Below are 10,747 nucleotides of genomic sequence, written 5' to 3' on the forward strand. Positions count from 1 at the left end.
CCCTCAGGCGCCTATCGGGACGCTGTTCATCTGATCTGCACCAAGACTCTCGAACTCTTCCAAGATCTCACCTGTCTCAGGATCAATTCCCTCCGGAACCTCATCAAGTTCCGCCAAGGCCAACTCAGCACCCTGCAGATCGGCGATCAGCCGCTCCTCGCTTTCGACCACCGCCTGACGCTTGACGCGATTGAAAGAGGAGATGCCGCGCGCAAGGTCCGGACCAACCGAACGGGCCTCAATATCTTGATAACGAATGCGGTGCGAGGACTCCCCGCAAGGGCGCTCAACCTCTCGTGAGCGCAAGCGACCGTGCACTACGACCGGCATACCTTTGGTCACAGACTGCACGACGTTTTGAGCCATGTCACGCCAGCAGGACACCCCGAAATAGTGCGTATCGCTATCGATCCACCGATCAGTGGCTCGATCGAATCGGCGTGGAGTGCAGGCGATGCGAAAAGAGGCGACGGGATCGCCAGCTGCGCTGAATCTCAGCGAAACCTCGCTGACCACATTGCCCACAACGGTAAGAGTGATGTCGTGCATGAGACCTCCCTGTTGCGCATCGAGCTCGTTCTCGATGCCGCAACCATGCGGTGCATTTAGAGGACTGCGCGAGCGACTCGTCCGGATTGTGGATGGCGACCAGGGCGCGCAAGAGCAGTGGAAGATTTGTAGGTCAGCCGCCGATTGCTGCTGAAACGGCGGCGGCAACATCCGAAGCCGAAGGACTGCTGGCGATTGCCACCACGATGAAGCCCAGGCCACGCGCCGCTTCAGCTGTTGTGGGGCCAGAGACAATCACCGGAATCGATGTTTCGCTTCCAAGGTGCTGAGCGACTGCTCGAGCCGCACTTGGAGACCGCAGGATGATCGCGCTGATGTCTCCGCTGCGGAGCAATGTGGTCGAGAGAGGCTCTCGCCGCACGACGCTGGTCTCGTACACCACGCCTTCAGTGACCTTCCAACCGCGACTCATGAGCCCATCGGGCAGCGCCCGAATCGCAATGCTGCCATGCGGAAACACCAAAGTGCCGGCTTTAGTCGGCAGCTCGGCCAAGAGACCAGCTGCTGACGGCACCATGGGGATGAGATCGATCGAAGCACCCAAGGCCTCAATACTCTCGGCCGTCTTGGCTCCCACGGCTGCGACTCTCGTTCCCTTTGACTTTGCGTCGGCGAGCGCGCTCGCAAGTCGTTCGCGCCCCACCAGCGACGCCCAGCTGGACATCGCCACCTGTGAGGTGACCACGAGCCAGTCCACTCCCTCTTCAAGCCTCAGTAAGAGCGCGTCGGCATTCGCGCGCGATAGCGAAGTTGACATGTTCAAGTACGAGTCGGTGATTGATCCAATACCGAGAGCAGCAAGTGCCTGCTCGTCAGCCTCGTTGTCATGTGCCCTAACGAGCAATACCGGATTCACATCACTTGCGAGCATCAATTTCGATGCAGCCCACAAGCCCATTGCGCGAGCAGTGTTCACATCGCCAAGCTCAACCTTGCGACTTGTTCGCACACGCGCGTGCTGACTCTCATCAAACAGTTCTGCAACGAGATGCAATTCGGAGCCATCGAAGGTCGCGTAGGCGCCAACTGCCGTCGTGCACTCGGCTGAGATGCCAACCAGCACTTCACGCTCTGCCGCCGTAGTCAACTGAGCCAGCGGATCTTGAAGCTGAGCAACCAAGAGCGCAAGCGGATCACCCTCACGGCACTCCACCGCTAGGGCACCCTGCGCTGGAGCAGGCACCACTACCTCTGGGTCGAGAACTTCGCTGATGACTTCAGTTCGACCGATGCGAGCAATGCCTGCATAAGCAAGGACCACTGCATCTACTTCGCCCTCGAGAGCTTTGCGAATTCGCGTATCGACATTTCCGCGTATTGCTTCGATTCTCAGATCCGGACGCTGAGCAAGCAGCATTGCCGAACGACGCGGTGAACTCGTGCCAACCCGTGCGCCCTTCGGAAGAGTCGCCAGCGTCAGTCCATCGCGGCACACCAGCACATCGCGTGGGTTCTCACGTTCAGGTACAGCCGCCAGCACGATCCCTTGCTCCGGTGCACTCGGCAGATCTTTGAAGGAGTGGACGATGACGTCGACCTCACCGGCCAGCAGCGCCCGGCGCAGAGAGGAGACGAAGAGTCCCGGATTGCCCGGTTGGTTCAACGACGTGGTGGTGTCGTCGCCGTCTGTGCGGATGTGGATTTCTTCCCAGGGCCTACTTGCGAGTTCAGCGAGCGCCTTGCCAACAGTGGCCGATTGCGTCCGGGCGAGCAGACTTGCGCGGGTGCCAAGTCGGATCGGCTTAGCCACGGGCGTCGAGGTCGATACCAAAGAGCGTATGAATCGCCTTTTGGTAGTCCGCGAAATCTCCGGTGCGTGCAAGTTCCTGTGCTCGAATTGAGGGAGTGTGCAAGATCGTATTCGAGACGCGGTGCAAGGCTCGCGCAACTTCTTCAGCTGTCTCGGCATCGACGCGAGTGCGGATGCGTTCCATCTCTTCATTGATGATCGCCATCACGTGGGTGCGCATCGCCACTACCGCGTGATCGGCACTGCGGCCTGACTCGGTGAGCTCAAATTCAGAGACTGCCTGCAACACAATGTCTTGAGCTTCGAGAATCGCAGACGAATGCTCGCGAGGGGCGAATTCACGAATGACTTCAAGGTCAATCACATCCGCCCATCCGCAATCAGCAACATCCGGCGCAACGTCTGGCGTCAGTGCAAGATCAATGATTGGGATCACAGGCGCGTCGCCTGTTCCGCGCAACTCGCGAGCGGCGACCAAGACTGAACGATCAACGAGGTATGCGGCTGTGCCACTGCACGCAGCAATGAGTTGGGCATCTGCAATAGCTGAGACGAGTTGATCGCCTTCAACCGCAACGAGTTCGCGAGTCTGCGCGAACTGTGCTGCTCGGCCGGAAGATGAATACACGTGGATATCGACGCAGCCACGCTTCTGCAGCGCCGCAGTCACAACCCGCGCATAGGAACCGGTTCCAAGAATGAGCGCGCGTCTGCCTTCAAGTGCTCCGAAGCGCTGCTCAGCAACATCCAGACCAACGCTGACGATGGAACGACCAGCGGCACCTAGGCCAGTTGAACTCGTCACCGCCTTTGAAGTAGCCAGTGCCCGCTGCATCAATCGCTCAAGGGTCGGTGAAGTTGTCTGCTCATCTTGCGCGGTCGCCAGAGATTGCCGAACCTGTCCGGCAATCTCGTCCTCGCCGACGACCATCGATTCAAGTCCCGAGGCAACAGAGAAGAGGTGCTGACCAACAGCCGTTCCCACGACAACGCGCATGGCATCAACGACGAAATCGGGATCGATATTCGCTGCTTCGGCGACCGAGGCCGTCGTGAGTTCGACAGCATCGTGAAAGCGCTCAAGATCTAGGTAGACCTCGAAGCGGTTGCAAGTCGAGAGCACAACTGCACCGTTGATATCTGGACTGGAGTGAGTCAGCTTCAGTGCCAGACCCCGGCCAGCAGCGGCCAGTCGAGAGATCTCATCGAGGGTGACGTCATGATGGCTCGCGCCGACCAGGACCATCACCATGGTCTGATTCTAGGGCTGGCTGGCCTTCGCGATCTCGCGCAACCGTCCTCAGAATGGTTCTACTAAGTTTCAGTCATGAATTCCCCCGACGCCCTGCCGGCAGAACACCCGCTCATGAACGGTTCGACGGCAGATTCGGCTCTCATTACGGCATATCGAGGCGGTCGCCCCACACCTCGACCGATTTGGATGATGCGTCAGGCTGGTCGTTCACTGCCTGAATATCGCGCCCTTCGCGAGGGCACAGAGATGCTGGACTCCTGCCTGCGACCCGACATGGTGGCCGAGATCACAATCCAGCCAGTGCGTCGTCACAAGGTGGACGCGGCGATCTTCTTCAGCGACATCGTGATTCCGTTGAAGTTGGCCGGCATCGATGTCGACATCGTCGCCGGAGTCGGTCCGGTGATGGCAGAGCCCATTCGAACTGTTCAGCAGGTGGGCGGCCTCCCAGAACTAGACCCGGCAGCACTCGCACCAATCATTGAAGCGGTCGGGATTCTCGTTGGCGAACTGGGTTCGACACCGCTCATTGGGTTTGCCGGAGCACCATTCACTCTGGCTTCCTACCTCGTCGAGGGTCAACCGTCGCGCGACTACGTGCACACCAAGGCCTTGATGCGTGAGGACCCACAAACGTGGCATGCACTTCTGGCTTGGGTGGCAAGAACGACAGGAACCTTTCTTCGCACTCAGGCCATTGCCGGTGCAAGCGCAGTTCAGCTGTTCGATTCTTGGGCGGGCGCATTGACCCTGGAGGAGTACCAGACATACGTGGCACCGCACTCTGCTGCCGTCATGAAGCAGGTCGAAGATCTGCCGGTTCCGCGAATTCACTTTGGCACCAAGACCGGACACTTGCTTGTCGCGATGCGCGATGTTGGTGCAACTGTCGTTGGCGTTGATCAATTCACGCCACTGGACGTCGCAAACGACCTGCTCGGCGGAACAACCGCGCTGCAGGGCAACATTGATCCTGAACTGCTGGCTGGTCCGTGGGAACTGCTCGCCTCCAACGTTCGTGATGTCCTCAAGCGCGGACTCTCAGCACCAGGCCACGTGGTGAACCTTGGCCACGGAGTGCCGCCGGACACTGACCCTGATGTACTCACTCGTATGGTCGCGCTCGTTCACGAGGAAGGTTGAAACGTGGTCCAGAAACACGATGTCGTCATTGTCGGTGGCGGAGTAGCCGGCTTAGTTGCAGCGCTAGAGGCCTCAAATAGTGGCCTTTCGGTACTCCTGCTTGAAGCAAGCGATCGACTTGGTGGCGCAGTCCAGGGCGCGAGTCTTGCCGGAGTGACCGTGGATGTTGGTGCGGAGTCATTCGCGGTAACGCGTCCGGAAACGCTCGCGCTCATCGAACAACTGGGGCTGACCTCGCAATCAGTCCAGCCTCGCCGAACGGACTCACGGCTTGTGGTTCCCACTGGAATCTTCCCGATGCCACACGCCCTTCTTGGCATTCCGACCGATCCCCTCGCCCCCGAAGTTGTCGCGATCATCGGAAATGAGGCCGCCCAGGCCGCAGTCAAGCTCGACGAAGCACCAGTGCCGGCCGAATGGGATCCGCAACTCACACTCGGTGCGCTCGTACGTCAACGCCTCGGTAATCCCATCGCCGACTTGATCACTACACCCGTTGTGGGTGGAGTTCACGCCTTGCATCCAGACCTGGCTGAGGCCGAGGCAACCAGTCCAGGCATTACTGCAGCCACCTTCAAGTACGGCGGACTTTCGAATGCGGCTGCAGCTATGCGATCGGCCTCTGGCATTCCGGGCTCAGCAGTGCGTGGACTGCGTGGCGGAATGTCCACACTCATTCCTGCGCTTGTCGACGTGCTCCATGCAAACGGCGTGGAACTTCGTACGGGCATTGCCGCGGTGAACGTGAGCCCGGTCGGTTCGCAATGGACAGTGCAGACAACGAGCGGTGCGTTCGCAGCCGACCAGGTCATCGTCGCTCTGGACGCCCGCAGCGCAGCCGCAGTACTGACAGAACTGCCTGCGATTCACGCTCCACTGAGTCAAATGCACGTTGGCGACGTCATCGTCTTTGCCGCTGTCGTTAACTGCGAGCTCCTTGATGAGGATCCGCTCGGCTCCGGAGCGCTGATCGCTCCGAGTACCCCAGGCCTGCGAGCCAAGGCCATCACTCATGCCTCGTCTAAGTGGGGCTGGGTACGCGAGGCATACGGACCCGGTCGCCACGTGATTCGTCTGTCGTATGGTCGCGACGGAGTGATTCAGGAATCTCTCGACGCACTACCCACGATCGCTCACGCCGATCTCGAATTACTCCTGAGCGCCAAGATCGCCGCATTTGAAGGCATCTACATTGCACGCTGGAATGGCTCCCTGCTGCACCCCCGAGTCGGGCATCGCGCGAATGCTGCAGCCCTGCGAGCAGCAGTCGCAAATACTCCAGGACTTTCGGTTGCCGTGTCAGGCATGGCGGGCAACGGCTTGGCCGGGACCATCGGGCAGGCGCGTGCCAGCATCGATGGGGTGCGAAACTAAGCCATGGTCACTTCCGACGTACGAGTCGCCTCTGCGCCAAATCTCACCGCGCGCGAGGCCAACGAGATCATTCGCTACACCTGCTGGACTGCCTTCAAGCGCACCGGCCAGCCCAGCGCTGAAGCAGGCGAGCAACTTGAGAAGCTCCTGGCAAGCTGGGCCGAGTTGGACATCGTTGTGCGGGGCCTCTATGACACGTCCGCAATGCGCGCCGACGCCGACGTGATGACCTGGATTCACGCACCGAGCGCCGAGGCAATCCAGAAAGCACTACGTGAACTGCGTCGCAGCGAGTTGGGCAAGGTTCTCGAGATCACCTGGTCAGGTATGGCCTTGCATCGGCCCGCCGAGTTCAACAAATCACACGTGCCCTCTTTCATGCTCGGCAAGGAGCCAAAAGATTGGGTATCGGTCTATCCCTTTGTTCGGTCATATGAGTGGTATTTACTGCCTGACGAAGAGCGCCGCGAAATGCTCTCAGAGCACGGGATGATGGGCCGCGACTATGCCGGCATTCAGTCCAACACCGTTGCCGCATTTGCACTTGGCGACTACGAGTGGCTGCTTGCGCTCGAGTCTGATGATCTCGATGAGATTGTCGACATGATGCGGACCCTTCGCTCGGCCAAGGCGCGCCTGCATGTGCGCGAGGAAGTGCCCTTCTTCACTGGCCGTCGTGTGGAAGCAGCCGAATGGGTCGACAGCCTTCGATGAGTTACGACTCGATTCTGCTCGCCTCATTCGGTGGGCCCGAGGGCCCCGATGACGTCATTCCCTTTCTCGAGCGAGTGACTGAGGGACGAGGTGTTCCCCACGAGCGTCTCGAGAGCGTCAGCCAGCGCTACCTCCGATTTGGTGGCGTGAGTCCGATCAATCAGCAGAACCGCGAGTTGATGAATGCCCTGCATCACGAACTGATGGATCGAGGCATCGACCTGCCGATCTACTGGGGCAACCGCAACTGGGATCCCGACTTCACCGACGCCATTCGCACCCTCGATGAAGATGGTCATTCCAGGGTGCTCGCCATTGCGACGAGTGCCTACCCGTCGTACAGCGGATGCCGCCAATACCGCGAGAACATTGCGGCTGCATTAGACGAGGCAGCCGCTCCACAGATCAGCATCGATATGGCCTTTCCGTACAGCAACCGACACGGTTTCACAGCGCACATCATTGAGGTGCTTGCCAATGCACTCGTCTATCTCGTAAACGACAACCACATGGAATCCGCGATTGACGTGCTCTTCACAACTCATTCGCTGCCCGTAACGAGCGCTGAGTCCTCAGGGCCTGAACCACACAACTCCCCCGGTTTGTATCTGCAGCAGCACGAAGAGGCCATCGCGAAGGTGATGCGCGTTGTTGGTATCGCCACCGGATTGCATCCGCGCAGCCGACTTGTCTTCCAATCACGCAGCGGTTCTCCTGAGACTCCATGGCTTGAACCTGATGTCAATGACGCTCTGCGCGAACTTGCTGCAGAAGGCCAATCCACGGCAGTGGTACTGGTACCGATCGGCTTCGTAAGCGACCACATTGAGGTGCTGTGGGATCTGGACACCGAGGCGATGGCGACGGCCGAAGAGCTCAATCTGGCCTGCGTGCGTATTCCAACTCCTGGTACTTCGCCTGCATTCGTCAGTGCTCTTGCCGATTTGATCGAGGACGCCCGAATAGGCCAGCCAACGCGCACGGATCTGATTGACCTGTGTTCGGGCACCTGCTGCCCCAACCCCCGAGCAGAATTGCCGACGATCCCCGGGGTCTAGGCTCCCAGCATCATGAATCTCAGCGAGCGCCCGCGGCGACTTCGTCGCACTGACGGTCTGCGCAAGCTCGTGCGCCAAGTTCATCTGGACCCTGCCAACCTGATTCTGCCAATGTTCATCCGCGAAGGCGCGACAGATCCAATCGCTATTGGCTCAATGCCGGGAGTCGTGCAGCACTCACAGTCTTCGCTTGCCAAAGCCGTCAACGAAGCCGCCGTTGCAGGGGTTGGTGCAGTGATGCTCTTTGGGGTTCCGTCGATCAAGGACGCCAACGGCGACGCCGCCTGCGACCCCAACAGCATCCTGGCTCAGGCAATCCGATGGACCAAGGCTGAACTGGGCGATGCAATGCCTGTGATCGCCGACCTTTGCCTCGACGAATTCACCACCCATGGTCACTGCGGCGTGCTCGATGCGCACGGCAATGTCGATAACGACGCAACGCTGACCCAGTACCAGCGGATGTCACTCACGCTGGCTGATGCTGGAGCCGACATTCTTGGCTTGAGCGGCATGATGGATGGACAGGTCGGTGCCGTGCGCGAAGCCCTCGATGCTGCCAATGCCACCGACACAGTTCTCTTGGCCTACGCGGCCAAGTTTGCCAGCGCGTTCTACGGCCCTTTCCGCGATGCAGTGGAATCAAGCCTTGATGGCGATCGTCGTGCGTACCAACAAGATCCGGCGAACATCACCGAAGCCATCCGCGAGGTACGGCTCGATGTGGCCGAGGGCGCTGACATCGTGATGGTCAAACCAGGCTTGCCCTATCTGGACATCATCGCTCGCGTTGCTGCTGATGTGGACGTCCCTGTTGCGGCCTACGTCGTCTCAGGTGAATCGTCAATGATCGAAGCCGCAGCTGCAGCCGGAATGCTCGACCGCGAGCGCGCCATTCTGGAAACCCTGACTTCCGTCAAGCGAGCAGGCGCCGACATCATCGCCACCTACTGGGCAACCGAGGTCGCCCACCTGCTGAATCGATAAGTGATGACAACTTCGCAAGAGTGGTTCGACCGCGCCCAGAATGTGATCCCCGGCGGAGTGAGCTCGCCTGTCCGAGCCTTCCGTTCGGTGGGTGGAACTCCGCCGTATGTCGCGCAAGCCCATGGCTCGCGCGTCACTGACGTCGAAGGCAAGACCTACGTTGATCTCGTCGGCGCATGGGGGCCGGCAATTCTTGGCCACGCCAACCCCGAGGTAGTCGCGGCAGTAACAGCGGCGGCGAAGGACTCCTTCTCTTTCGGTGCGCCGTGTCCACCCGAAGTTGAACTCGCTGAGGCAATCGTCAATCGGGTTGACGCAATTGAAAAGGTGCGGTTCACCAACTCCGGCACTGAAGCAGTCATGACGGCGCTGCGCATCGCCCGTGCAGCCAGCAATCGCTCTGTCGTCGTGAAGTTCGCCGGTTGCTATCACGGCCATGCCGATTCGATGCTCGCCGCGGCGGGCTCTGGCGTGGCAACTCTTGGTCTTCCTGACTCGCCTGGCGTCACTCCGGGTTCAGCTCAAGACACCGTTGTCCTTCCATATGGCGATATCCCTGCTCTCGAGGCACTCTTTTCACGGCGAGGTCAAGAGATCGCAGCGGTGATCACAGAAGCCATCCCAGCGAACATGGGCGTAGTTCCGCCGCCACCTGGATTCAACAAGCGACTCAGTGACATCACCAAAGCCAATGGTGCGCTGCTCATCTTCGACGAAGTCATGACGGGCTTCCGAGTGGCTGCCGATGGTTGGTGGGGGGAAGAAGGCAAGCAAGAGCAGTGGACGCCCGACCTGTTCACCTACGGCAAAGTCATCGGTGGCGGGATGCCATTGGCAGCGGTTGCAGGCAGCGCATCAATCATGGACCTACTCGCTCCCGCCGGCCCGGTCTATCAGGCCGGGACGCTCAGCGGCAATCCCCTTGCCACTACAGCCGGACTCATGACTCTCAAGCTCTGCACTCCGGATGTCTACGACCACCTCGATGCAACGGCCACCGCCGTCGCAAGCATCGTCAGCGCAGCCTTCACCAAGCATGGCATCGCCCACCAGACGCAAATGGCCGGCAATCTCTTCAGTTTCTTCTTCACCGATCAACCAGTGAAGAACTATGACGACGCGAAGACTCAAGACACCGCAGTGTTTGGCCGGTTCTTTCATGCGATGCTCGACAACGGAGTCTGGCTCCCACCGTCGGCGTATGAGGCTTGGTTCGTCTCAGCTGCCCATAGCGACGAAGACCTCGCCACCATCGAAAGCGCGGCGAACGAGTCAGCGAGAATCGCCGCCCATTAAGGCTGGTTAAAGAGTTCCGATGATCCTTTGCCGCTGTGCACGAAGTGACATCACCAGAGCCACGATCCATCCCACGATCGTCCAGCCCAGCAGCAGATTGACCCAGAACACTGACCAATGCGGAACATCACGCACAGCAGCAATAGCCCAAGGAAGCAGGTAGCCCGCGCTCAGAATCGCAACGATGACCGCGACCACCTTGGTTGTCGTCCACGAGCGGTTTGTTGGTTCAATTTGATACTGGCTCATGAACAATGATCGTAGGTGGAAAATCAGCGACTGCTGATCGACCTGACACCCAAGTTCTCGAAGGTCAATACGCCAAGAAAGAATGGCCACCGCAAGCGCCCGTAGCTCAACGGATAGAGCAACAGGTTTCTACCCTGTTGGTTGGGGGTTCGATTCCCTCCGGGCGCACTTTTGTGAAGTCCCGGGACATCGTTAACCCCTGTCCCGGGACTGAAGCGCCCCAGGTTCTGTGCCGCTCCTATGCGGGTTGCAACTCTCGGTTGAGGGCTGCGTAGTGGGCTTGCTCGAACTCTTCGGGGCTGTTGTAGCTGAGGCTACTGTGCAGGCGACGGGTGTTGTACCACTCGACCC

At 59.5% G+C, this 10,747-nt stretch carries 10 protein-coding genes and 1 tRNA gene; 7 read left to right on the forward strand and 4 right to left on the reverse strand.

The annotated features are described in order from the left end of the window. Positions 1–3: 3 nt before the first annotated feature. The 3 genes from Q7L55_05955 to Q7L55_05965 form a co-directional block, all read right to left on the reverse strand. Positions 4–549, reverse strand: coding sequence for a single-stranded DNA-binding protein (locus tag Q7L55_05955; protein ID MDO8732101.1), 546 nt, complete (start codon positions 547–549; stop codon positions 4–6). Between the two features lie 133 nt (positions 550–682). Continuing rightward, the gene (gene hemC / locus Q7L55_05960; GenBank protein ID MDO8732102.1) at positions 683–2,320 is read right to left on the reverse strand and encodes a hydroxymethylbilane synthase; all 1,638 of its coding nucleotides are present in this window, start codon (positions 2,318–2,320) and stop codon (positions 683–685) included. Next, positions 2,313–3,572, reverse strand: coding sequence for a glutamyl-tRNA reductase (locus Q7L55_05965; protein ID MDO8732103.1), 1,260 nt, complete (start codon positions 3,570–3,572; stop codon positions 2,313–2,315). Before Q7L55_05965 ends, hemC begins: the two co-directional genes overlap by 8 nt. Positions 3,573–3,647: 75 nt before the next feature. Between Q7L55_05965 and hemE the strand changes: the two genes are divergently transcribed. Genes hemE through hemL form a run of 6 tightly spaced genes read left to right on the forward strand, consistent with a single transcriptional unit; the run spans position 3,648 to position 10,147 of the window. Continuing rightward, positions 3,648–4,718, forward strand: coding sequence for a uroporphyrinogen decarboxylase (gene hemE / locus Q7L55_05970; protein ID MDO8732104.1), 1,071 nt, complete (start codon positions 3,648–3,650; stop codon positions 4,716–4,718). 3 nt (positions 4,719–4,721) lie between these two features. Further along, the gene (hemG, locus tag Q7L55_05975; GenBank protein ID MDO8732105.1) at positions 4,722–6,092 is read left to right on the forward strand and encodes a protoporphyrinogen oxidase; all 1,371 of its coding nucleotides are present in this window, start codon (positions 4,722–4,724) and stop codon (positions 6,090–6,092) included. A 3-nt stretch (positions 6,093–6,095) separates the two neighbouring features. Beyond that, positions 6,096–6,806 (forward strand): chlorite dismutase family protein, encoded by a 711-nt coding sequence (locus Q7L55_05980; GenBank protein ID MDO8732106.1) that lies wholly within the window; start codon positions 6,096–6,098, stop codon positions 6,804–6,806. Then, the gene (locus Q7L55_05985) at positions 6,785–7,864 is read left to right on the forward strand and encodes a ferrochelatase (protein MDO8732107.1); all 1,080 of its coding nucleotides are present in this window, start codon (positions 6,785–6,787) and stop codon (positions 7,862–7,864) included. Before Q7L55_05980 ends, Q7L55_05985 begins: the two co-directional genes overlap by 22 nt. A gap of 12 nt (positions 7,865–7,876) precedes the next feature. Further along, a complete protein-coding gene (gene hemB, locus Q7L55_05990; GenBank protein ID MDO8732108.1) occupies positions 7,877–8,851 on the forward strand; it encodes a porphobilinogen synthase in 975 nt (324 codons plus the stop codon). 3 nt (positions 8,852–8,854) lie between these two features. Continuing rightward, the gene (hemL, locus tag Q7L55_05995; protein MDO8732109.1) at positions 8,855–10,147 is read left to right on the forward strand and encodes a glutamate-1-semialdehyde 2,1-aminomutase; all 1,293 of its coding nucleotides are present in this window, start codon (positions 8,855–8,857) and stop codon (positions 10,145–10,147) included. Positions 10,148–10,153: 6 nt separating this feature from the next. On the opposite strand, the gene Q7L55_06000 is transcribed toward hemL, so the two are convergent. Then, positions 10,154–10,396 (reverse strand): superinfection immunity protein, encoded by a 243-nt coding sequence (locus Q7L55_06000; protein MDO8732110.1) that lies wholly within the window; start codon positions 10,394–10,396, stop codon positions 10,154–10,156. Between the two features lie 95 nt (positions 10,397–10,491). On the opposite strand from Q7L55_06000, the gene Q7L55_06005 reads away from it, so the two are divergent. Further along, positions 10,492–10,564 (forward strand) — tRNA-Arg (locus Q7L55_06005). Positions 10,565–10,747 lie beyond the last annotated feature (183 nt).

It is taken from the genome of Actinomycetota bacterium (assembly GCA_030650795.1).
In the GTDB taxonomy this organism is placed as follows: domain Bacteria; phylum Actinomycetota; class Actinomycetes; order S36-B12; family S36-B12; genus UBA11398.